The organism is Burkholderia sp. SR8 (genome assembly GCF_052851275.1).
The window spans coordinates 25841-47896 of sequence record NZ_JAULUC010000013.1 but is presented as its reverse complement, the minus strand read 5'-3'; the positions used below and the strand labels follow the sequence as shown (position 1 = coordinate 47896).

Annotated in this window: 19 protein-coding genes; 12 read left to right on the top strand and 7 right to left on the bottom strand. The window is 68.9% G+C overall.

What is annotated here, in order from left to right:
• Window positions 1-45: 45 nt before the first annotated feature.
• The 4 genes from Q3A80_RS17930 to Q3A80_RS17915 all read right to left on the bottom strand — a co-directional run bounded on the left by Q3A80_RS17930 (window position 46) and on the right by Q3A80_RS17915 (window position 5517).
• On the bottom strand, window positions 46-1911 hold the full coding sequence (locus tag Q3A80_RS17930; protein WP_446330263.1) for an ABC transporter ATP-binding protein: 1866 nt from the start codon (window positions 1909-1911) through the stop codon (window positions 46-48).
• Window positions 1911-2870, bottom strand: coding sequence for an ABC transporter permease (locus tag Q3A80_RS17925; RefSeq protein ID WP_446330262.1), 960 nt, complete (start codon window positions 2868-2870; stop codon window positions 1911-1913). The genes Q3A80_RS17930 and Q3A80_RS17925 overlap by 1 nt, the downstream gene beginning before the upstream one ends.
• Before the next feature lie 30 nt (window positions 2871-2900).
• Window positions 2901-3854, bottom strand: a complete 954-nt coding sequence (locus tag Q3A80_RS17920) for an ABC transporter permease (RefSeq protein ID WP_446330261.1) — start codon at window positions 3852-3854, stop codon at window positions 2901-2903.
• Window positions 3855-3933: 79 nt separating this feature from the next.
• Window positions 3934-5517 carry an ABC transporter substrate-binding protein gene (locus tag Q3A80_RS17915; protein WP_446330260.1) on the bottom strand — a complete coding sequence of 528 codons (1584 nt, stop codon included), beginning with the start codon at window positions 5515-5517 and terminating at the stop codon, window positions 3934-3936.
• A 125-nt stretch (window positions 5518-5642) separates the two neighbouring features.
• On the opposite strand from Q3A80_RS17915, the gene Q3A80_RS17910 reads away from it, so the two are divergent.
• Window positions 5643-6272, top strand: a complete 630-nt coding sequence (locus Q3A80_RS17910; RefSeq protein WP_446330259.1) for a hypothetical protein — start codon at window positions 5643-5645, stop codon at window positions 6270-6272.
• A gap of 140 nt (window positions 6273-6412) precedes the next feature.
• Here Q3A80_RS17910 and Q3A80_RS17905 read toward each other — a convergent pair whose 3' ends face one another.
• Together Q3A80_RS17905 and Q3A80_RS17900 are read right to left on the bottom strand one after the other, a co-directional pair.
• On the bottom strand, window positions 6413-7951 hold the full coding sequence (locus Q3A80_RS17905; protein WP_446330258.1) for a methyl-accepting chemotaxis protein: 1539 nt from the start codon (window positions 7949-7951) through the stop codon (window positions 6413-6415).
• A gap of 207 nt (window positions 7952-8158) precedes the next feature.
• The gene (locus Q3A80_RS17900; protein ID WP_446330257.1) at window positions 8159-8827 is read right to left on the bottom strand and encodes a haloacid dehalogenase type II; all 669 of its coding nucleotides are present in this window, start codon (window positions 8825-8827) and stop codon (window positions 8159-8161) included.
• A gap of 123 nt (window positions 8828-8950) precedes the next feature.
• On the opposite strand from Q3A80_RS17900, the gene Q3A80_RS17895 reads away from it, so the two are divergent.
• The 10 genes from Q3A80_RS17895 (at window position 8951) to Q3A80_RS17850 (ending at window position 20039) form a co-directional block, all read left to right on the top strand.
• Window positions 8951-9130: a hypothetical protein gene (locus Q3A80_RS17895; RefSeq protein ID WP_446330256.1), complete on the top strand. Its 180-nt coding sequence runs from the start codon at window positions 8951-8953 to the stop codon at window positions 9128-9130.
• Window positions 9131-9296: 166 nt separating this feature from the next.
• Entirely contained in the window at window positions 9297-10157 is an 861-nt protein-coding gene (locus Q3A80_RS17890; protein ID WP_446330255.1) for a GNAT family N-acetyltransferase, read from the top strand.
• 12 nt (window positions 10158-10169) lie between these two features.
• Window positions 10170-11096: a 2-hydroxyacid dehydrogenase gene (locus Q3A80_RS17885; protein ID WP_446330254.1), complete on the top strand. Its 927-nt coding sequence runs from the start codon at window positions 10170-10172 to the stop codon at window positions 11094-11096.
• Between the two features lie 158 nt (window positions 11097-11254).
• Window positions 11255-12655 carry an aminotransferase class III-fold pyridoxal phosphate-dependent enzyme gene (locus Q3A80_RS17880; protein WP_446330253.1) on the top strand — a complete coding sequence of 467 codons (1401 nt, stop codon included), beginning with the start codon at window positions 11255-11257 and terminating at the stop codon, window positions 12653-12655.
• An 86-nt stretch (window positions 12656-12741) separates the two neighbouring features.
• On the top strand, window positions 12742-13233 hold the full coding sequence (locus Q3A80_RS17875) for an Lrp/AsnC family transcriptional regulator (protein WP_006749694.1): 492 nt from the start codon (window positions 12742-12744) through the stop codon (window positions 13231-13233).
• A gap of 105 nt (window positions 13234-13338) precedes the next feature.
• Window positions 13339-14811, top strand: a complete 1473-nt coding sequence (locus tag Q3A80_RS17870; protein ID WP_446330252.1) for an NAD-dependent succinate-semialdehyde dehydrogenase — start codon at window positions 13339-13341, stop codon at window positions 14809-14811.
• Between the two features lie 229 nt (window positions 14812-15040).
• Complete coding sequence (locus Q3A80_RS17865; RefSeq protein ID WP_446330251.1) at window positions 15041-16561, top strand: diguanylate cyclase; 1521 nt, start codon at window positions 15041-15043, stop codon at window positions 16559-16561.
• 209 nt (window positions 16562-16770) lie between these two features.
• Window positions 16771-18729 carry a phosphatase PAP2 family protein gene (locus Q3A80_RS17860; protein ID WP_446330250.1) on the top strand — a complete coding sequence of 653 codons (1959 nt, stop codon included), beginning with the start codon at window positions 16771-16773 and terminating at the stop codon, window positions 18727-18729.
• A 171-nt stretch (window positions 18730-18900) separates the two neighbouring features.
• The gene (locus tag Q3A80_RS17855) at window positions 18901-19872 is read left to right on the top strand and encodes a DUF72 domain-containing protein (protein WP_446330249.1); all 972 of its coding nucleotides are present in this window, start codon (window positions 18901-18903) and stop codon (window positions 19870-19872) included.
• The gene (locus Q3A80_RS17850) at window positions 19869-20039 is read left to right on the top strand and encodes a hypothetical protein (RefSeq protein ID WP_446330248.1); all 171 of its coding nucleotides are present in this window, start codon (window positions 19869-19871) and stop codon (window positions 20037-20039) included. The genes Q3A80_RS17855 and Q3A80_RS17850 overlap by 4 nt, the downstream gene beginning before the upstream one ends.
• A gap of 135 nt (window positions 20040-20174) precedes the next feature.
• Here Q3A80_RS17850 and Q3A80_RS17845 read toward each other — a convergent pair whose 3' ends face one another.
• Complete coding sequence (locus tag Q3A80_RS17845) at window positions 20175-21050, bottom strand: aldo/keto reductase family oxidoreductase (protein ID WP_446330247.1); 876 nt, start codon at window positions 21048-21050, stop codon at window positions 20175-20177.
• A gap of 100 nt (window positions 21051-21150) precedes the next feature.
• On the opposite strand from Q3A80_RS17845, the gene Q3A80_RS17840 reads away from it, so the two are divergent.
• Entirely contained in the window at window positions 21151-22053 is a 903-nt protein-coding gene (locus Q3A80_RS17840; protein WP_446330246.1) for a LysR family transcriptional regulator, read from the top strand.
• The last annotated feature ends 3 nt before the right edge of the window (window positions 22054-22056 follow it).

Below are 22056 nucleotides of genomic sequence, written 5' to 3'. Positions count from 1 at the left end.
CGATCGCCGACAGCGAAACACGCGGCGAACGACCGGCGGCGCGCATCACAGCTGCACCGGCGCGCCGTTCGCCTGCACCGGCTCGGCCTGGAAGCGCGCGAGGTCTTCCTCGCTGCGATGGCACAGCACCTGCGCGCCGTTGTCGAGCGTGCGCAGCACCGGGGCCGTCCGGTTGCACACGCCGTCGATCCGCATCGAACAGCGCGCCAGGAACGGACACAGCTCGGCGTCGTCGGCGCGCGCGCCGATCGGCACCAGCGGACGGTGGCAGCGCTCGGCCGCGTCGTCGAGCCAGCCGGCGCGCAGCTCGGGTGCCGACGACACGAGCAGGTGCGAATACGGGTGATATGGCGGCGCGCACAGCGCGTCGCGGCTGCCGGTTTCGACCCGGCGGCCCGCGTACAGCACGACGATGTCGTCGCTGATCGCGCGCACCTTCGCGATGTCGTGCGTGATGAACACGTACGACACGCCGAGCTTCGCCTGCAGGTCGCGCAGCAGATCCATGATCGCGGCGCCGACCACGGTGTCGAGTGCCGACGTGACCTCGTCGCACAGAATCAGGTCGGGCTCGGCCGCGAGTGCGCGCGCGAGGTTCACGCGCTGCTTCTGCCCGCCGGACAATTCGCCGGTGCGCCGCGCGGCGACCGCCTGCGGCAGCCGCACGAGTTCGAGCAGCTCCGCGACGCGCTGCCGCGCACGCGCGCCCTTGATCCCGTGATAGAACGCGAGCGGCCGCGCGAGCGTGCGCTCGACGGTATGCACCGGGTTGAGCGCCGTGTCGGCGTTCTGGAACACGATCTGCACGCGGCGGTGCTGTTCCTTCGTGCGCTTGCCGATATCGAGCGCGAGCGGTTCGCCGTCGAGCAGGATCTGCCCGGCCGTCGCCGGCACGAGGCCCGCGATCACCTTCGCGAGCGTCGTCTTGCCGGAGCCCGATTCGCCGATCACGCCGACCGTCTGTCCGCGCGCGATGCGCAGGTCGACTTCGTGCAGGATCAGCTTCGCGGGCCGGCCCTTCGCGGGCCGGCCGCCGTAGCCCGCGACCGCGCCACGCACGGCGAGCAGCGGCGCCGGTTCGACCGGCGCCGGTTTCTCGTCGCGGTGCGCATCGTTCGGCGTGACCGCCGCGATCAGGCTCTGCGTGTACGGATGCGCCGGCGCATGCAGGATCTGTTCGGTGTCGCCGGTCTCGCGGATCACACCGTCGCTCAGCACGACGATCCGGTCGGCCATCTGCGCGACCACCGCCAGATCGTGCGACACGTACACCGCGCTCATCCCGCAGCGCCGGATCACGCTCTTGAACGCCTGCAGCACGTCGATCTGCGTGGTCACGTCGAGCGCGGTGGTCGGTTCGTCGAGAATCACGAGCTCCGGATCGGTGATCAGCGCCATCGCGGCCATCAGCCGCTGCAGCTGCCCGCCCGACACCTGGTGCGGATAGCGCTTGCCGATCGTCTCCGGCTCCGGCAGCGCGAGCGCACGGAACAGCTCGACCGCCTTCGCCTGCGCGTCGCGCTTCGGCATCGTCTTGTGGATCAGCGCGCTCTCGATCACCTGGTCGAGGATCGTGCGCGACGGGTTGAACGCGGCGGCCGCGCTCTGCGCGATATACGCGACCTTGCGGCCGCGCAGCGCGGTCAGCTGCTGCGCGGACAGCGTGCAGACGTCCGTGCCGCCGATCTTCACCGAGCCGCCGGCGATCCGGCAGCCGGCGCGCGCATGGCCCATCAGCGACAGCGCGATCGTCGTCTTGCCCGAGCCCGATTCGCCGATCAGCGCGAGCACCTCGCCGCGCGCGATCTCGAAGTCGACGTCGTGGACGATCGTCGTTTCCGCGCCGCCCGGGCGGCCGCCGACGACGCGCAGCCCGCGCACCTCGACGAGCGGAGTCGATTGATCTCGCATCAGTGTTCTCCGGCGGCCGCGGCCGCGCCCTTGCGGCGGCCGCGATGCGGCAGGCCGTCGATCAACAGGTTGACGCCCACCGTCAGGATCGCGATCGCGACCGCGGGCATGATCGCGACGGCCGAGCCGTCGCCGAGGCTCGCGATGTTCTCGCGCACGAGCGAGCCGAGATCCGCGTACGGCGGCTGCACGCCGAGCCCGAGAAAGCTCAGGCCGCTCAGCAGCAGCACGACGAACGTGAAGCGCAGCCCGGTGTCCGCCAGCATCGGATGGATCATGTTCGGCAGCATCTCGACGCATGCGATGTACAGCGCGCTCTCGCCGCGCGCCTTCGCGACCTGCACGAATTCGAGCGTGCTGATGTTGACCGCCAATGCGCGCGCGATCCGGTACGACCCCGGCATGTAGCTGACCGCGGCGGTCAGGATCAGCAGCGGCAGCGACGAGCCGAATGCGGCGACGAACATCAGCGCGAACATCTTCGACGGAATCGACGTGAGCGCGTCGAGCAGCCGGCTCATCGTCTCGTCGACCGCGCGGCCCGACACGGTCGCGAGCAGCCCGAGCGTCGTGCCGGTCAGCGCGGCGAGCAGCACCGCGGCGAGCGCGAGCAGCACGGTGAGCCGCGTGCCGTACAGGATCCGGCTCAGCATGTCGCGGCCGAGAAAGTCCGAGCCGAACGGCAGCTTCGCGCCGAATGGCGCGAACACCTCCGGCGTGACGATCGCGCCGACGTCGTGCGGCGCGAGCAGCGGCGCGAACACCGCGATGAACAGCATCAGGCCGACCATCGACAGGCCGACGCGGCCGCCCGTGGTCAGCTTCATGCGCGGTGCGCGGCGCTTGCGCGGCTGCTCGGGCGCCGGTGCGGCGGGCGGCGTCGCGCTGCCCCACGGTGGGCGCGGATCGCCGGACGGCGGCAGCGCGCTGCTGCGTTGAACGGGTTCGGTCGGGTGCATGGGCGGCATCTCGGAAGGTGGACGGGACGCTCAGGTCCGCAGTCGCGGGTTCGACACGATCGAGCACAGATCGGCGAACAGCACGAGCGTCAGGTAGGCGACGCAGAAGATCAGCGTGCACGCCTGGACCAGCGGGAAATCGCGGTTGCCGACGGCATCGACCATCAGGCTCGCGAGGCCCGGATAGTTGAAGATCGTCTCGACGACGATCACGCCGCCGAGCAGATACGACAGGCTCAGCGCGATCGCATTCGCGATCGGCCCGATCGCGTTCGGCAGCGCATGACGCAGCACGACGCGCGCCGGGCTCGCGCCCTTCAACACGGCCATCTCGACGTACGACGCGCTCAGCTGCTCGATCACCGCGGCGCGCGTCATCCGCGCCATCTGCGCGATCACGACCGCGCACAGCGTCAGCACCGGCATCGCATACGCGCGCAGGAAATCGTGCAGGCTTTCGATCGGGCCGCTGTACGACAGCGCCGACAGCCAGTGCAGCTTCACCGCGAGCACGAGCACGGCGACGGTCGCGATCAGGAACTCCGGCGTCGCGACGAGCGACAGCGTGCCGAGGCTGATCACGCGATCGATCACCGACTCGCGCTTGACCGCCGCGAGGATGCCGAGCAGCAGCGCGATCGGCACCGACACCGCGGTCGTGATCGCGGCGAGCGCGAGCGACTTCGGCAGGCGCCCGCCGATCAGCTCCGACACCGGCATGTCGCCGGACAGCGAGCGGCCGAAATCGCCGTGCAGCAGCCCCGCGAGCCAGTGCAGGTAGCGCACGTGCGCGGGCATGTCGAGGCCGAACTGCTGGCGCAGCGCGGCGACCGTCTCCGGCGTCGCCGACTGGCCGAGCGCGGCCTGCGCGGCATCGCCCGGCAGCAGGTTCGTGATCGTGAAAATGATCGCGGACACGATCAGCAGCGTCAGCGCGGTGACCGCGACGCGCCGGCCGATCAGCCCGAGCAGGATTCGATTCATGAAGCGGCACTCCCGTAAAGGTCGCGCGCGACCGGCGCGGTTGCCCGCACCGGCCGCGCGGCGGCGGCACGTGCCGGCGTCAGGCGTTCCACCATACGTGCTCGGCGAACATGAAGCCCATCATCCCGCCGGTCGGGATCGAGCCGAGGCCCGCGAGCCGCTTGTCGTAGCCGTCGAGGAAGCTGATGAACGCCGGGATGCCGATCCGGCATTGCTGCGCGACGAGCACCTGCATGTCGCCGTACATCTGCTTGCGCTTCGCGTCGTCGGTCTCCGAGCGCGCGGCGAGCAGCAGCTGGTCGAACTTCGGGTTCTTCCAGCCCGACTCGTTCCACGGCGCGTCCGACTTGAAGAACTGCGTGAACAGCACGTCGGCGCTCGAGCGCGGGTTGATGTTGCCGAAGCCGAGCGGATGCTTCATCCAGTGGTTCGACCAGTAGCCGTCGGCCGACACGCGGTTCACCTGCAGGTTCAGCCCGATCTTCTGGCCGGCCTGCTGCATCAGCACGGCCATTTCGATCGACCCGTTCGCATCGGACGTCGCATACATCGGCGGCAGCGCGGCGCCGAGTGCGCCCGCCTTCTGGAACAGGAACTTCGCCTTGTCCGGATCGTGCGGCCGCTGCGGCAGCGACGCGTTGAAGTAGCGATGCCCCGGCGGAATCGGCTGGTCGTTGCCGATCACCGCATAGCCGCGGAACACCGCCGAGCGGATCTGCTCGCGATCGAACAGGTACTTCATCCCTTCGACGAAATCCGGGTTCGCGGTAATCGGATTGTCGCTGCGCATGATCAGGTCGGTATAGAGCCCCGACTTGGTTTCCTTCAGCGCGTAGCCCGGCGTGGACGCGACGCGCTGCGTCGAGCGCGGATCGATCGCATTGATCAGGTGCACGTCGCCGGACAGCAGCGCGTTCAGGCGCGCGGCGCTGTCGGTGATGCCGATCAGCTCGATCTCGTCGAGATACGGCATCCCCGGTTTGAAGTAGCTGTCGTTGCGCACGCCGACCGTCGACACGCCCGGCTTGAACGACTTCAGCTTGTACGGGCCGCAGCCGATGCCGGTGCTGAAGTCGGTCGTGCCGTCCTTGGTGATCACGAGCTGCGGCGTCGCGAGGATCACCGGCAGGTCCGCGTTCGCGCTGGCGAGCACGAGCGTGACTTCGTCGGGGCCGCTCGCCTTCGCGTCGGTGAACTGGTCGGCGATCGTCTTCACCTTCGACGCGGTGGCCGCGTTCTTGTGGCGCATCAGCGAGTACACGACGTCGGCCGGCCCGACCGGCTTGCCGTCGTGGAACGTGACGCCCTTGCGCAGCTTGATGATCCAGGTCTTCGCGTCGGTCGTCTGCAGCGACTCGGCGAGGTTCATCTGCGGCGTGAGGCTCTGATCCAGCTGCGTGAGGCCGCTGTAGAACATGAAGAAGCGAATGTAGTCCGCGCCCGTCGAGCCCTTGGCCGGGTCGAGCGTGTCGGCCGTCGAACTCGATTCGTTCGCGACGCGGATCTTGCCGCCGCGCTTGGGCGCCGGCGCGGCGAACGCCGATTGCGCATCCAGCAGCAGTCCGCCGCCGCCGACGGCCATCATGCCGCTCGCCGCCATGACCCGCATCATGTCGCGGCGCGTGAAGCCGCCTTTGCCGCCGTTGTCGATATCGTCGCTCATCCGAACTGCTCCTGACTGTGGAAAGTGGGTCCTTGGGTCCAGCGTGGTTCTCGAATCCCGCGGCGCCCGCGTGCTGGTGGCGGGCGCCACGTCGTGCGCATGCAATTCATTTAAGCATCGCCAAAATGCGGTTTGTCGCGATTCGGGCAGCCCGTACGATACGATTCGACCGTTTTGAGCCGCCCGCGCAGCATGAATTGCTGCGTGCGCGCATGCATCGCCGTTTGCCCGGCGACCGCGTACCCTGTGCCGACGCAGTCAATCGTAAAGCCACGCCCGCGGCAGATTGCGCCGACAAAATTGCGCATTCGGCATCGGGCGCGCGTTCGGCTCGCGCAAACCGCATGTTTGTGTCGACGGCCCACTGGCGCGCCAGGCGGCGGCCGACGCAAGCGGTGAGGCAGCGCGGGCGTTTCGTCGCCCCGCGCGCATGGGTGAGCGGCGGCCGTCTCGGCGGCACGCGTCGCGTGAAAGTTCAGATGATTGCCGCGCGATCGAAGCGGTCGTGCGTGATGACGCGAAGACGGCCGGAAGCCGGCGCGCATGCAGGGAAACCCGGCGTGGACTCGGGCCGGTCCGTCGGGCTGTGCTACGTCGAGGCGCCGATGTCCGACACCGGCCTGTCGGTGCACATGACGGCGCGGCATGCCGGAGGCACGATGATGCATCGGCTGCCGATGCGGCGCCTGCTCGGCGCCGGCACGCCGATCCGCACGTCAGACGCATGCCGGTACGGCGCGACGAAGCCGGCGTGATGCGTCGGCTGTCTACCGGGCACCGCGCTCGACACCGGCATGCCGATGCGCATGCAGAACGCACGCCAGCGCGGCAGAGACAGCGGCAGAGGCAGAGGCAGAGGCAGCGTCGCTGCTTGCGCGCGGACGCCGCAATACCGTCACGCAGCCAGCCGGAACACCGACACGGCGGCCCTCAATCGTGCCGCCTGCTCGTCCAGCGACGACGCCGCAGCCGCGGCCTGTTCGACGAGCGCGGCATTCTGCTGCGTGACTTCATCCATCTGCGCGACCGTCCGGCCGATCTGTTCGATGCCGGCGCTTTGCTCGGCCGATGCCGCCGAAATCTCGCCCATGATGTCGGCCACCCGGTCGATCGACCGGACGATCTCCGTCATGCGCGCGCCGGCCGTCTCGACGAGCCGGCTGCCGCTGCCGACCCGCTCGACCGACGCCTCGATCAACCCCTTGATGTCCTTCGCGGCGGCGGCGCTGCGTTGCGCGAGCGAGCGCACCTCCGACGCCACGACCGCGAAGCCGCGCCCTTCCTCGCCGGCTCGCGCGGCTTCGACCGCCGCGTTGAGCGCGAGAATGTTCGTCTGGAACGCGATGCTTTCGATGACGACGGTGATGTCGGCGATCCGCACCGATCCGTCCGAAATCTGCCGCATCGTTTCGACGACCTGCTGCACGGCGGCGCCGCCGAGTTCCGTCGCCTCCTTCGCGTGCGTCACGAGCGCATTCGCCTGGCGGGCATTGTCGGCGTTCTGCCGGACCGTCGACGTGATCTGCTCCATGCTCGCGGCCGTTTCCTGCAGCGACGCAGCCTGCTGCTCCGTGCGCTGCGACAGGTCCAGGTTGCCTTGCGCGATCTCGCCGGTGCCGACGGCAATCGAATGGGTCGTGGTCTGGATATCGGCGATGGTCTCGGTCAGCCGCGCCTTCATGTCGCCCAGCGCGACAAGCAGGCTGCCCGGCGCGGCGTGCGTCGTGTCGAACTGCACGTCGAGCTCGCCGGCGGCGATGCGGGCCGCGATCTGCGTCGCGTGCGCGGGCTCGCCGCCGAGCGTCCGCCTGACACTGCGCAGCACACCCCATGCGATGGCCGCGAGCGCGGCGGCGATGACGAGCGTGATCGCGCCCAGCACCGTCGCGAGCCGCGTAAACGCCGCGTTGATGTCGTCGTAGAAGAATCCGGTGCCGATCCACCAGTCCCAGTCGGGGATCGGCACGACGCCCTGGAGTTTCGGCTCGACGTCCGCGTCGGGGCTGCGCTTGATCAGCACGTCGACGAGCGCGAAATGCGCTTGCGCCATCCCCGCGCGGTATGCCTCGCTGTCGGTCAGGCCGCTGGTCGTGCGATTGCCCTTCGCGCGCGTGCCGATGAACTTCGCGTTCGGATGCACGAGGTTGACGCCGTCGGACGTCGTGACCCAGAAGTAGCTCTTCGAATTCGCGTTGAGCGCCGACAGCGCAGTCCTGGCCTGCTGCTGCGCCTGCTCACGGGTCAGCGTGCCGCTCGCCTGCAGCGCGCGATACGAATCGACCAGATGCTCGGCCTTGGTCAGCAGAATGACGATCTCTTCGCGACGGCTGTCGATCAGCGCGTCGCGCAGCGTGTGCAGCGACAACGCGGCGAGCAGGACGACACCCAGCAGCGCCGCGGCGACGAGCATCAGCAGTTTCGTGGACAACTTCATGCGAGGGCCTCTCGATATTAACCGTTCGGTACATATATCGGCCCATGCCGCCATGCCTTGAACGACTCAATATCGGTAATTACCCTCGTTTCGTGCGCTGATCGAACGCGCACCGGGACGCACCGGGCCCCGGCGGCAGCGCGGCCGCGTCCCGTCGCGACGACCGGCGGATCTGCCGGCCCGGGCAGCCCCGCCGGCGCGCGCGACTTACAGCCCGAACTGCGTCGCGAGCGCGCCGATGTCCGACACTTCGTAATAGTTGTAGAACGGCGTGCCCGGCTCGTGGCCGCGGTTTACGAACGCCTTGTGCCTGATCCCGAGATCCTCGGCCGTCATCAGGTCGTAGCGCAGGCTCGACGACACGTGGAACACGTCCTCCGGCTTGCAGCCGAGCTTGTCGAACATGTATTCGAAGCCCTGCATCCGCGGCTTGTACGACTGCGCCTGCTGCGCGGTGAACACCGCGTGGAACGGCGCGCCGAGCTTGTCGACGTTGCTCATGATCTGGTCGTCCATCGCGTTCGACAGGATCACCAGCTTGTACTTCTTCGCGAGCCGCGACAGGCCGGCCGGCACGTCCGGATGCGGGCCCCACGTCGGCACCGCGTGATAGAAGCGTTCGGCCTCGGCTTCGTCGAACTGCACGCCGACCCGTGCGCAGGTGCGGCGGACCGCGTTGACGACGACGTCGCGATACGGCTTCCATGCGCCGAGCACCTCGTCGAGCCGATAGGCGGCGAACGCGCGCACGAATGCGTCCATCGTGACCGGCGACAGCCGGTCCGCATAAATTTCGCGCGCCGTCTCGGCCATCCGGAAATGGGTCAGCGTGCCGTAGCAGTCGAAGGTGATGAACTTCGGTTCAAACTGGATCATGGTGACGTCCTGTCTGTGTGAAGCCCCGGCAGGGCCGGGGACGGGCTGGGTTGTACGGAATTGAACCAGGGCAAAAAATCCCGTGCGCATCGTTCGACGCCGCTCAAAACGCACGATCGCCGCGTGTTGGGCGCGCTGTACGGCACGATCTGCGGCGTGCCTGCGGGTACCGCGCCGCCGGCCCGGCCGCTGCACGCGCGATACCGTGCAACGCGTGCCGGGCGCCGCGGCGAACCGCGCACCGCCTGCGCTACCTTGTTTTCCATCGTAATGGCGTTCATGCAGCAGATGCTGCCGGAATGACCGGCGCGGCCGGCATGAAGCGCGCGTTGCGGCGCGCCGATCGCGCCGGTTTGCGTCGAACCCGCGCGGCGGGCCGCCGCAGCCGGAAAACAGGCGAATCGTCCTATCCGGGCCGCAACGGCGCTGGCAGAGTGAATGCGTCATTCCTACCCATCCGGAGTCCGGCGTGTCCGACCTCAACCCTTCCAGCACGCTCACCTATCGCCCGTTCGCCGAAACCGACTTGCCCGCCGCGCACCGGCTGTCCGAAGCCGTCAAGTGGCCGCACCGGCTCGACGACTGGCGTTTCGCGTTCCAGCTCGGCAACGGCTTCGTCGCCGAGGACGACGCCGGCATCGTCGGCACCGCGCTCGGCTGGCGCTTCGGCGATGCTCACGCCGCGCTCGGCATGGTGATCGTGTCGCCCGAACGCCAGGGCCGCGGCATCGGCCGCGAACTGCTGTCGCGCGTCGTCGACAGCCTCGGCGCGCGCACGATCTTCCTGCATGCGACGCCGTCCGGCGAACCGCTCTACGTGAAATTCGGCTTCGAAGCGATCGGCACGATCGACCAGCACCAGGGCGCGGCGTTCCAGCCGCCGCTGATCTCGCTGCCGCCCGGCGAGCGCCTGCGCCCGCTCGGCACCAACGACGGCCCGCGGCTCGCCGCGCTCGCGTCGCGCGCGGCCGGCTACGAACGCGGCGCGGTGATCGACGCGCTGCTCGACGTCGCGAACGGCATCGCGCTCGATCGCGACGGCGAACTGCTCGGCTTCGCGCTGTTCCGCCGCTTCGGCCGCGGTCACGTGATCGGCCCCGTGATCGCGCCGGACGCGCTGCGTGCGCAGGCGCTGATCAGCCACTGGCTCGCGCTGCACGAAGGGATGTTCGTGCGCCTCGACGTGCCGGGCGACAGCGGGCTGTCGGACTGGCTGCAGGGGCTCGGGCTGCCGCGCGTCGATACCGTCGTCGCGATGGCGCGCGGCGCGGCCCCCGCGCGCGATCCGGCGCTGCGCGCGTTCGCGGTCGTGAACCAGGCGCTCGGTTGAGCGGCGCGCACGATGACCTTTCTCTACAAGGCCGACCCGGTGCGCGGTGCGCAATGGGCGCAACGCTTCGCGCAGCACGCGCCCGACCTGCCGTTCCGGATCTGGCCGGACCTCGGCGATCCAGAAGCCGTCCGCTATCTCGCCGCGTGGCAGCCGCCCGACGACCCGGCCACGCTGCTGCCGAATCTCGAAGTCGTGTTCTCGGTCGGCGCCGGCATCGACCAGTTCGACCTGTCGCGCGTGCCCGCGCACATTCCGGTCGTGCGGATGATCGAGCCGGGCATCGTCGAAGGGATGGTCGAATACGTGACGCAGGCCGTGCTGACGATTCATCGCGACCTGTTCGACTATGCGGCGCAGCAGCGCGCGCAAGTGTGGCGCGAGCAGCCGGTACGCGCGGCCGCATCGCGGCGCGTCGGCGTGCTCGGGCTCGGCACGCTCGGCCAAGCCGTGCTCGACACGCTGCGGCGCTTCGGCTTCCCGTGCGCCGGCTGGAGCCGCACGCCGCGCACGCTCGACGGCATCGACTGCTACGCGGGGGACGCGGCGCTCGATACGTTCCTCGCCCGCACCGACATCCTGATCTGCCTGCTGCCGCTCACCGACAGCACGCGCGGCCTGCTCGGCGCGCGCGTGTTCGATGCGCTGCCGGACGGTGCGTCGCTCGTGCACGTCGGGCGCGGCCCGCAGCTCGACGAACGCGCATTGCTCGCGGCGCTCGCGAGCGGCCGTCTCGACAGCGCGATCCTCGACGTGACCGACCCGGAACCGTTGCCGGCCGGCCACCCGTTCTGGATGCATCCGCGCGTGCGGATCACGCCGCACATCGCGAGCGCGACGCGGCCCGACACCGCGGTCGACGCCGTGCTGGCGAACCTCGCGCGTCATCGCGCGGGGCAGCCGATGATCGGCGTCGTCGACCGCGCGCGCGGCTACTGACGCACACGCCCGGCGCGGCGACGCGCGCAGCAGAAAATGCCGCAGCGCGCCGTGCAAACGCCGTATCCATACGTTTCGGGCCGCAAATTGAAGACGCGTGCCGATGGCTCGCCCGGTAGCATGAACTCACGCTGACACCCGACGAGAGTCCCCCTGCCATGAACCAAGCCGCGCTGATCGAAGCCGATCGACAACACCTGATCCACCCCGTCGTCAATTACCGGGCGCACGAAGCGCGCGGCGTCACCGTGCTCGAATCCGCGGACGGCGTGTTCCTGCGCGACGGCGCCGGCCACACGCTGCTCGACGCGTTCTCCGGCCTGTGGTGCGTGAACGTCGGCTACGGCCGCGACAGCATCGTGAAGGCGGCCGCCGAGCAGATGGCGAAGCTCCCGTACGCGACCGGCTATTTCCATTTCGGCTCGCAGCCTGCGATCGAACTGGCCGAGCGGCTCGCGGCGCTCGCGCCGCCGTCGCTGAACCGCGTGTACTTCACGCTCGGCGGCTCGGACGCGATCGACTCCGCGGTGCGCTTCATCACGCACTATTTCAACGCGACCGGCCGCCCGTCGAAAAAGCAGATGATCGCGCTCGAACGCGGCTATCACGGCTCGTCGTCGATCGGCGCCGGCCTGACCGCGCTGCCCGCGTTTCACCGCCATTTCGACCTGCCGCGCGCGGACCAGCACCATATTCCGTCGCCGTATCCGTACCGCCATCCGCTCGGCGACGATCCGCAGGCGCTGATCGCCGCGTCGGTCGCCGCGCTCGAAGCGAAGGTCGCCGAACTCGGCGCGGACAACGTCGCCGCGTTCTTCTGCGAACCCGTGCAGGGCTCCGGCGGCGTGATCGTGCCGCCGGCCGGCTGGCTGAAGGCGATGCGCGACGCGTGCCGGCGCGTCGGCATCCTGTTCGTCGCCGACGAGGTGATCACCGGCTTCGGCCGCACGGGCCCGCTGTTCGCGTGCGAGGCGGAACAGGTCGATCCGGACCTGATGACCGTCGCGAAGGGGCTGACCGCCGGCTATGCGCCGATGGGCGCGGTGCTGATGTCCGACGAAATCTACGAAGGGATCGCGGGCAACCGCGCCGATTCGCCCGCGGTCGGCCACGGCTATACGTATTCCGCGCATCCGGTCAGCGCGGCGATCGGCCTCGAAGTGCTGAAGCTGTATCACGAAGGCGGGCTGCTCGCGAACGGCCAGGCGCTGGCGCCGCGCTTCGCCGCGGGGCTCGATGCGCTGCGCGCGCATCCGCTCGTCGGCGACGCGCGTTCGGTCGGCCTGCTCGGCGCGCTCGAACTGGTGGCCGACAAGGCGCGCAAGACGCGCTTCGACCCGGCGCTGAACGTGCCCGACAAGATCGCGGCCGCCGCGTATGCGAACGGCGTGGTGTTCCGCGCATTCGGCGACGGCGTGCTCGGTTTCGCGCCGGCGCTGAGCTTCACCGCGGGCGAGTTCGACCTGATGTTCGAACGCGTGCGCAAGACGCTCGACGACGTGCTGGCCGACGCGGGCGTGCAGCGCGCGCTCGACGCCGCACACGCGCAGCCGGCCTGACGGGTCAAGGGAAAGCCGGGCTTGTGGCGGCCATCGTTCGACTCTAAAGTAACCGGACATTCCATTTTTTCCGCTCTCACGTGAACATGACGGACAGCAAGCTGGATCGCATCGACCTGCGCATCCTCTCCCAGTTGCAGAAGCGCGGCCGCATGACCAACGTCGAGCTGGCCGATGCGGTCGGGCTGTCGCCCAGCCCGTGCCTGATCCGCGTGAAGCGGCTCGAGAAGGCCGGCTACATCGGCGGCTACGGCGCGCATATCCAGCTCGAGAAACTCGGCGACGTGCAGGTCGTGTTTACCGAAGTCACGCTGGCGGACCACCGCCGCGAAGACTTCGACCGCTTCGTCGCGGCGATCCGCAACGTCGACGAGATCGTCGAATGCCACCTCGCGAGCGGCGGCTACGACTATCTGCTGAAGTTCATCACGCGCAGCGTGAGCCATTACCAGACGATCGTCGAAGGGCTGCTCGAGCAGAACATCGGCATCGAGAAGTATTTCAGTTACGTGATCATCAAGTCGCCGTTCGTCAAACGGCATTACCCGCTCGAATCGCTGTTCGGCGAACGTCACTGACGCGCGCGCGACACGCGTGAACGCGGCAGCCCGCTGTCCGCGCGGGGTCGTCGCGTCCGCAACGCTCCGCCAGTGTCGCCGAACCGCTTCATCTTAGGACCTGTCATGCCGCTTACGCTGTCCCGAACCGAACTCGTTCGCACCGCCAACCTGATCGATGGCACCTGGCGCGATGCGCTCGACGGCCGCCGCTTCGCCGTCACCGATCCGGCGACGCTCGAGACCGTTGCCCACGCACCCGACAGCGGCGCCGCCGACGCGCGCGCCGCGACCGACGCCGCAGCCCGCGCGCTGCCCGCATGGCGCGCGACGCCCGCGCGCGAACGCGCCGCGATCCTGCGTGCATGGCATGCGGCGATCGTCGCGCACACCGACGATCTCGCGAAGCTGATGTCGCGCGAACAGGGCAAGCCGCTTGCGGAAGCGCGCGGCGAAGTCGCGTACGGCGCGTCGTACGTGCTGTGGTTCGCGGAGGAAGCGACGCGCACGTACGGCGACCTGATCCCGCAGCAGCAGCGCGGCAAGCGGCTCAGCGCAGTGAAGGAGCCGATCGGTGTGGTCGCCGCGATCACGCCGTGGAATTTCCCGCTCGCGATGATCGCGCGCAAGATCGCGCCCGCGCTCGCGGCCGGCTGCACGGTCGTCGCGAAGCCGGCCGAGGACACGCCGCTCACCGCGCTCGCGCTCGCATTCCTCGCGCAGGAAGCCGGCGTGCCGGCCGGTGTGCTGAACCTGATCGCCGCGTCGCGCGAACGCGGCATCGACGCCGCGGCCGACTGGCTCGCCGACGCACGCGTGCGCAAGATCACGTTCACCGGATCGACGGCCGTCGGCAAACTGCTCGCACGGGAATCGGCGGCGACGCTGAAGAAGCTGTCGCTCGAACTCGGCGGCAATGCGCCGTTCATCGTGTTCGACGATGCGGAACTCGATGCGGCGGTCGACGGCTTGATGGCCGCCAAGTTCCGCAATGGCGGCCAGACCTGCGTGTCGCCGAACCGCGTGTACGTGCAGGCCGGTGTCTACGACGCGTTCGCCGCGAAGCTCGCGGCGCGCGTCGCCGCGCTGAAGGTCGCGCCGGCGACCGACCCGGCCGCGCAGATCGGCCCGATGATCAATGCGCGGGCGGTCGACAAGATCGCGCGACACGTCGGCGATGCGCTCGAGCGCGGCGCGCGCGTGCTGACGGGCGGCAAGCGCCTGACCGAACTCGGGCCGAACTACTACGCGCCGACGGTGCTCGCCGACGCGAGCGCCGACATGCAGCTGACCTGCGAGGAAACCTTCGGCCCGGTCGCCGCGCTGTTTCGCTTCGACACCGAGGACGAAGCCGTCGACGCCGCGAACGACACGCCGTTCGGGCTCGCCGCGTATTTCTACACGCAGGACGTGCGGCGCATCGCACGCGTGTCGGCGCGGCTCGAGACGGGCATCGTCGGCATCAACGAAGGCGCGCTCGCGAGCGAGGCCGCGCCGTTCGGCGGCGTGAAGGAGTCGGGCTACGGGCGCGAAGGCTCGCGCTACGGTCTCGACGACTACCTGTCGATCAAGTACCTGTGCCAGGGCGGGCTCGACTGAAACCGCACCGACGGCCGCCCGCATTGCCGTTTCGAATGCGCTCGCACGCCTGCGCGCGGGTTCGCCGATCCGTTCGCGCAGCCGGCACGCGAGCCCGGCCGCACACGTTGACGGCGGGACCGTGCATATCCGTCCGCCTGCCACCCTCGATTTCCGGACGCACCTGCCGTTAACCCGGATTTGCGCCGGCGCCGCGTTCTCGCGGCCGGCCTTCCACACGAACGCGAGCATGTCCGGATTCACTTCGATCGAGACAATCGCCGATTGGGCCGGCCGCCACTACCGGGTCGTCGGCGCACTCGGCACGCTGATGTCGCTCGCGGCGCTCGGCATCAGCGCGGCAACGCTGTGGGCCGCACGCAGCGAAGTCGTCGAACACGCGCACGAGACGTCGCGCAACGTCACCGCGGTGCTGGTCAGCGAGATCGCGCGCACCGTCGAAACATCGAACAACGCGCTCGTCGCGCTCGCGGCCGATCTCGGCAACCCGGCGATCGTCCGCATGGACGCCGGGCTGCGCCACGACGTGCTGTTCGAGCGCACCGCCGCGCAATACGTGACCGGCATGGGCGTCACCGACCGGTACGGGCAGCTGATCGACGGCTGTTGCGGGCCGACCCACAACTGGAATTTCAGCGATCGCGACTACTTCAAGGTCCATCGCGATGCGGACAACGTCGGCCTGTACGTGTCCGAGGCGTATCGCGCACGTTCGCGCGGCGGCACGGAATCGATCGCGCTGTCGCGGCGCATCGAACGGCCGGATCACACGTTCGACGGAATCGCGGTGGTCGCCGTCGACCTCGCGTACTTCGACCAGCTGCTGTCGCGCCTGAACGTCGGGCCGCACGGCGTCAGCGCGATCCTGCGCGCGGACGGCACGATCCTCGCGCGCAATCCGCCGCTGAGCGATCACCAGATGGTTCGCCTGCGCCGGTCGAAGTCGTTCGAGCGGATGGTCAGCCGCGAAGCGGGCTTCTATGCGGCGCGCTCGAGCATCGACGGCACACCGCGGCTGTATACATACCAGCGGGTGCCCGGCACGCCGCTGATCGCCGTCGTCGCGCCGGCCGAGCGCGACGTGCTGGCCGGCATCAGCCGGCTCACGTGGACGGTCGGCGTGTCGGCGTCCGTCATCGGCGCGCTGTTCTGCACGGTGATGTGGCTGCTCGCGTTGGCGCTTCGGGACAATCAGCGCAAGCAGGCGCTGCTCACCGGCCTCACGCGCACCGATCCGCTGACCGGCCTGCACAATCGCCGCGCGCTCGACGCGGCGCTCGCCGACGAATGGGAACGGCTGCAGCGCGGCAGCGGCGGCAGCCTGTCGGTGCTGTTCATCGACGCCGACCACTTCAAGCAGTACAACGACCGCTACGGGCACGCGCAGGGCGACACGGCACTGCGCTTCCTCGCCGAATGCATCCGCGCGAACGTGCGGCGGCGCGGCGACATCGCCGCGCGCTACGGCGGCGAGGAATTCGTCGCGGTGCTGCCCGATACCGACGCAAGTGCCGCCGCGGAAGTCGCGGAAGCGATCCGGCGTGCCGTCGAGCAAAACCGCCTCGACGGCTTCGACGCGACGATTCCGCCGTTCACGGTCAGCATCGGCTACGCGACCGGCCATCGCGCGCATCCGCGCTCCGTGCATGCGCTGTCGCATCAGGCGGACCTCGCCCTGTATGCGGCGAAGCGCCAGGGCAGAAACCGCGTGTGCCGTGCCGAAGCGGAACCCGTCGCCGAACCGGCTTGACTGCGCCGCGCTCGCGACGCCGCTCAATCCGGCAGTCGCAGCACAGGTTCGGCGAGCCGCTCGATTCGTTCGCAAACGTTCAGCATCACGAATTCTCCAGATAGTGAGAATTCGTGCACATCGATCGCGACACGCAACAAAACCTTAACGGCCGCGTCACGATCGCGCACGACAATCCGCCATCTTCGACCCTCAGGATGGAGTCCTGCATGCTCGCATCACGAAGCCGTTTTCCGCTGCACGTCGCAGCGCTGTCGAGTGCGATCGTTCTCGCTGCCTGTGGCGGCGGCGACGACGTCGCGTCGCCCCCTGCGACCAGCGCGGCGATGCCGGCCCCGCCGGCCGATCCGGGCTTCGTCGACAGCGCGCCGGTGCCGAGCGTGCCGGCCTTCGTCGACAACATCGCGACCAATCAGCGCGGCGACGCACGCTATGCGACGCTGTCGACCAATGCCGCGGTGCGCGTGGTGAGCCGCTTCCTGGACTTGTGGCAGCCGTCGACGATGCTCGTCGATGCGGGCGTCACCGCACCGGCGAACGGTGCGTTTCCGGCGATCTCGCCGTCGACCTGCTCCGGTCTGCCGGGCAGCGGCACGCCGTGCGGCACGATCCTGAACGACACGGTGCTCGGCGCCAATGTCCAGTACGTGATCAACGCAACCACCGCGCGCACGCAACAGCAGGCGGACGCCGCATACTTCGACGACCGGCGCGGCAAGGGCTACAGCGTGACCGACGGCATGGGCCCACTGACCGACGCATGGCGTACCGCGGCTCAGCAAACGACCAGCATCACCGGCATTCCGTCCGACGCGACGTCGGTGCTGTACAACGATTCCGGCAACAACGTCGGCGTCGGCAGCAGCACGAACGCGAGCTTCGGCAAGGTCGTCGATCTGCTCAACGAAATGGGCACCAACGCGTCGACCGAACCGTCGAAGCGCTTCTACAAATATGCGCGGCCGTACCGCTGGAGCACGAGCGTCGTCGTCGCGCCGACGCTCGTGCCCGCGGAAAGCACGACGCCCGCGACCGACGGCGGCTTCATCAGCGGCCACGAAGCCGAAGCGATGCGCGACGCGATGACGATGGCGTGGCTCGTGCCCGAGCGTTTCCAGGAGATGGTCAGCCGCGGCCTCGAACTCGGCGAGAACCGGATCCTTGCCGGCATGCACTCGCCGCTCGACGTGATCGGCGGGCGCATGCTCGCGCTGGCCGTCAGCGCGGCGAACCTGACGGCGTACGCGAGCGACGCGCAGGCCGCGTATACGCAGGCCCACCAGACACTGCAGCAGCTCACGGGCACGACCGGCACGACGTTCGCCGCGTTCGCGCACTCGGGCACGGCGGCAACCGACCGGTTCGCCGATTACGCGACGAACAAGGCCGCGTTCGCGCGCCGCATGACGTTCGGCTTCGGCACGATCGAATCGACCGGCGCGCCGCCGGTCGTACCGAAGGGCGCGGAAATTCTGCTGCAGACGCGCTTTCCGTATCTGAGCGCGGACCAGCGGCGCGTCGTGCTGAAGACGACCGAAGTGCAGTCCGGCTACCCGGTGATGGACGATGCGGAGGGCTGGGGCCGCCTGAACCTGTTCGCGGCGGCCGACGGTTACGGCTCGTTCAACGGCAACGTGATCGTATCGATGGACGCGTCGCAGGGCGGCCTGAATGCAGCCGATCTGTGGCGCAACGACATCACCGGTAGCGGCAAGCTGACGCTGCAAGGCACCGGCACGCTGACGCTCGCCGGCAACAACGGCTATACGGGCGGCACGCAGGTGAACGGCGGCACGCTCGCCGCCGGATCGGCGAGCGCGTTCGGCACCGGCGACGTCTATGTCGGCTCGGGCGGCAGCGTCAGGATCGCGGCCGCGGCGCCGGTGACGATCGCGACGCGCTACACGCAGCTCGACAACGCGACGCTCGAACTCGACATCGACGGCAACGGCGGCGGCCGGCTGCGCGTGGGCGGCCCATTCACGATCGCGGGCGGCACGCTGCACGTGAAGTTCGTGAACGGCTACGCGCCGAAGGCCGGCGACACGATCGCGCTGATCGACGGTGCGGCGGCGTCCGCGAAGTTCTCGAGCGTGACGGTCGACGGGTTCAACGCGACGCCGGTTTATACGGCGACGGGGGTGTCGGTCAGGTTGTCGGCATCGTAAAGCCGTAGGTTGCAACGGGTCGCGCGGGCGGTGCGCGGCCCGCACGCCGGATCGCAAGCGTCCACCAACGGGCCGCGTGATGCGCACGAAAGCGAGCGTCGCGCCGCATGCGGGCACACCGATTGCTCGCGATGTCGACTATCCTGGGCTTGCGGGCATTCCGGCATCGACGTGAAAGAAAATTCATCAGGCAAGCTTCACATCGGCATATCGGGCTGGCGCTACGAAGGCTGGCGTGGCACCTTCTATCCGAAAGGATTGAAACAGGCGACGGAATTGCGGTACGCATCGCGCCGGATGCAGACGATCGAAATCAACGGCACGCACTACAGTCTGCAGGCGCTGGCCAGTTGGCGGCGCTGGTACGCCGACACGCCGCCCGGTTTCACGTTCAGCGTGAAAGGCGCGCGCTACCTGACGCACATGCTGCGCTTTCGCGACGAAGCGGCAACCGTCGGCTGCGCGAATTTCTTCGCGCAGGGGCTGCTCGCGCTGAACGACAAACTCGGGCCGATCCTGTGGCAGTTTCCGCCGTCGCTGCGCTTCGACCCCGAGCACATGGAGCGGTTTCTGAGCCTGTTGCCGCCGGATACCGAAGCCGCACTCGCACTCGCGAAGCAGCACGATCGCAGGGTCAGGACGCCGTATTTGCAGATCGACGGCAAGCGCCCGTTGCGTCATGCGATCGAAGTGCGTCACGCGAGCTTCGTGGATCCGGCATTCGTGAAGCTGCTGCGCCGCCACAAGGTGGCGCTGGTCGTGTCCGATTCGACCGAACCGTGGCCGCAGTTCGAAGACCTGAGCGCCGGCTTCGTCTACATGCGGCTGCACGGCACCGAGACGAAGTATTCCGGTGAGTACTCGGACGCGTCGCTCGAGCAGTGGGCGCGCAGGATCGAATCGTGGAGCCGCGGTTCGCAGCCCGACGACGCGCGCCTGGCCGCACCGGAACGCGCGCCGCCGCGCGCGAAAACGCGCGACGTGTACTGCTACTTCGACAACGATGCAAAGACGAATGCGCCGTTCGACGCGCAGCGCCTGATGGCGCGGCTCGGGCAGCACGCGCCCGAAGCGCCGGCCGACGATTCGGCGCCGCGGGCAACCGCGCGGCGTCAACCCGAACCGCAAGGAGAACGACAATGACCCTGCTCATCTACCTGGTCGGATGGATCATTTTCATCGCCGGCGTCGCGTGGGGATTGACGACGCTGCACGTTTCGCAACACATCATCGAGATCGTGGCGCTCATCCTGTTCGGCATCGCCGTCATTACCGGCGCGACGCGTGCGCGCAATCGCGACCGGTCGTAGCGCGGTCGCGCCGGCGCAGCGCCCGACGAATCCGGCCCCCGGCGCGCACGGCGTATCGTGCCGATGCGCGTGGCGCCTTTTCCCGTCGTGCGCGGCGCGGCACGCCGCGCGCATCGAATCCCCGTTGCGCCCGGCTCACCCGCCGGCCGCCGCGACACCGTCCAGTTCGCGCACGGCATCCTCCGGCAACACCAGCGCGCCGGCCGCCAGGTTCTCGCGCAAATGCGCAACCGACGACGTTCCCGGAATCAGCAGAATATTCGGCGCGCGACGCAGCAGCCACGCGAGCGCCGTCTGCATCGGCGTCGCGCCGAGCCGCGCGGCGACCGCATCGAGCGTCGACGACTGCAACGGATTGAAGCCGCCGAGCGGAAAGTACGGTACGTACGCGATGCCGTCGCGTGCGAGCGCATCGATCAGCGCATCGTCGTCGCGATGCGCGAGGTTGTAATGATTCTGCACGCAGACGATATCGCAGATTCGCCGGCCTTCGGCGAGCTGCGCAGCCGTCACGTTGCTCAGCCCGATGTGCCGCACGAGGCCCTGCCGCTGCAGTTCCGCGAGCGCGGTCAGCGGCGCTTCGATCGAGCCTTCGGCCGGGCCGTGCACGTCGAACATGATCCGCAGATTGACGACGTCGAGCACATCGAGGCCGAGGTTGCGCAGATTGTCGTGCACGGCGGCGGCGAGCGCGTCGGCGGAAAACGCCGGCAGCCATGAACCGTCGTTACCGCGCGTCGCGCCGATCTTCGTCACGATCAGCAGGTCGTCGCGATACGGATGCAACGCTTCGCGGATCAACTGATTCGTCACGTGCGGACCGTAAAAATCGCTCGTGTCGATGTGGTCGACACCCGATTCGACGGCTTCGCGCAGTACGGCGAGCGCCGCGTCGCGGTCCTTCGGCGGCCCGAATACGCCCGGACCGGCCAGCTGCATCGCGCCGTAACCGACGCGGTGCACGCGGCGGCCCGCAATGGAAAACGTGCCGGATTGAACGACGGCTGACATGAACGTGCTCCTGGATCGAATGAATGATTCGCAGGTTACGCCGCATTGCACTGCGCGATAACAGGTCATAATGCGCACAACCTGTACGAAAAGGCGAACAATGCAAGTCGATCTCGGCGATCTGAATGCGTTCGTGGCGGTGGCCCGCGCGAAGGGCTTCCGCGAAGGCGCGCGCGTGGCCGGCGCAAGTGCGTCCGGGCTCAGCGAAGCGGTGCGCAGACTGGAAGCGCAGCTGGGTGTGCGGCTGCTGCACCGCACGACGCGCAGCGTGTCGCCGACCGAAGCCGGGCAGCGGCTGCTCGCACGGCTCACGCCGGCGCTGAGCGAGGTGGAGGCGGCGCTCGACGTGGTCAACACGTTCCGCGAGAAGCCGGTCGGCACGCTGAAGCTCAACGTCCCGACGAGCGCCGCGCGGCTCGTGCTGCCGTCGATCATCCCGCGCTTTCTCGACGCGTATCCGGAGATCCGGCTCGAAATCGTCGCGGACGAAAGCTTCGTCGACATCCTCGCGGCCGGCTGCGATGCCGGGATCCGCTACGACGAGCGCCTCGAGCAGGACATGATCGCCGTGCCGATCGGCCCGCGTTCGCAACGCTTCGCGACCGCCGCGGCGCCCGCCTATCTCGACCGGCGCGGCCGCCCGGCCCATCCGCGCGACCTGCTCGATCACGCGTGCCTGCGCGGCCGCTTCGCGAGCGGCGCGATGCCGGCATGGGAGTACGAGCGCGACGGAGAAGTCGTGCGCGTGGAGCCGTCGGGGCCGCTCGTCGTGCAGATCGGCGGCGCCGTCGATCTCGTCGTGGATGCTGCCTGTGCCGGGCTCGGCATCGTGCATCTGTACGAAGACTGGTTGCGTCCGCAACTTGCGAGCGGCGCGCTCGAGCCGGTGCTCGACGGCTGGTGGCGGCCGTTCTCGGGCCCGTATCTGTACTACCCGGGGCGGCGCTTCGTGCCGGCGCCGCTGCGGGCGTTCGTCGACTTCATCAAGGCGGACGCCGCGTAACGC

Bases quoted from the DNA above. Each gene is read 5' to 3' on its own strand.
- Q3A80_RS17840 (WP_446330246.1), top strand. From the start codon at position 21,151: ATGCAAGTCGATCTCGGCGATCTGAATGCGTTCGTGGCGGTGGCCCGC.
- Q3A80_RS17845 (WP_446330247.1), bottom strand. From the start codon at position 21,050: ATGTCAGCCGTCGTTCAATCCGGCACGTTTTCCATTGCGGGCCGCCGC.
- Q3A80_RS17900 (WP_446330257.1), bottom strand. From the start codon at position 8,827: ATGATCCAGTTTGAACCGAAGTTCATCACCTTCGACTGCTACGGCACG.
- Q3A80_RS17915 (WP_446330260.1), bottom strand. From the start codon at position 5,517: ATGAGCGACGATATCGACAACGGCGGCAAAGGCGGCTTCACGCGCCGC.
- Q3A80_RS17880 (WP_446330253.1), top strand. From the start codon at position 11,255: ATGAACCAAGCCGCGCTGATCGAAGCCGATCGACAACACCTGATCCAC.
- Q3A80_RS17850 (WP_446330248.1), top strand. From the start codon at position 19,869: ATGACCCTGCTCATCTACCTGGTCGGATGGATCATTTTCATCGCCGGC.
- Q3A80_RS17930 (WP_446330263.1), bottom strand. From the start codon at position 1,911: ATGCGAGATCAATCGACTCCGCTCGTCGAGGTGCGCGGGCTGCGCGTC.
- Q3A80_RS17875 (WP_006749694.1), top strand. From the start codon at position 12,742: ATGACGGACAGCAAGCTGGATCGCATCGACCTGCGCATCCTCTCCCAG.
- Q3A80_RS17860 (WP_446330250.1), top strand. From the start codon at position 16,771: ATGCTCGCATCACGAAGCCGTTTTCCGCTGCACGTCGCAGCGCTGTCG.
- Q3A80_RS17885 (WP_446330254.1), top strand. From the start codon at position 10,170: ATGACCTTTCTCTACAAGGCCGACCCGGTGCGCGGTGCGCAATGGGCG.
- Q3A80_RS17865 (WP_446330251.1), top strand. From the start codon at position 15,041: ATGTCCGGATTCACTTCGATCGAGACAATCGCCGATTGGGCCGGCCGC.
- Q3A80_RS17870 (WP_446330252.1), top strand. From the start codon at position 13,339: ATGCCGCTTACGCTGTCCCGAACCGAACTCGTTCGCACCGCCAACCTG.
- Q3A80_RS17910 (WP_446330259.1), top strand. From the start codon at position 5,643: ATGCGGTTTGTCGCGATTCGGGCAGCCCGTACGATACGATTCGACCGT.
- Q3A80_RS17920 (WP_446330261.1), bottom strand. From the start codon at position 3,854: ATGAATCGAATCCTGCTCGGGCTGATCGGCCGGCGCGTCGCGGTCACC.
- Q3A80_RS17925 (WP_446330262.1), bottom strand. From the start codon at position 2,870: ATGCACCCGACCGAACCCGTTCAACGCAGCAGCGCGCTGCCGCCGTCC.
- Q3A80_RS17905 (WP_446330258.1), bottom strand. From the start codon at position 7,951: ATGAAGTTGTCCACGAAACTGCTGATGCTCGTCGCCGCGGCGCTGCTG.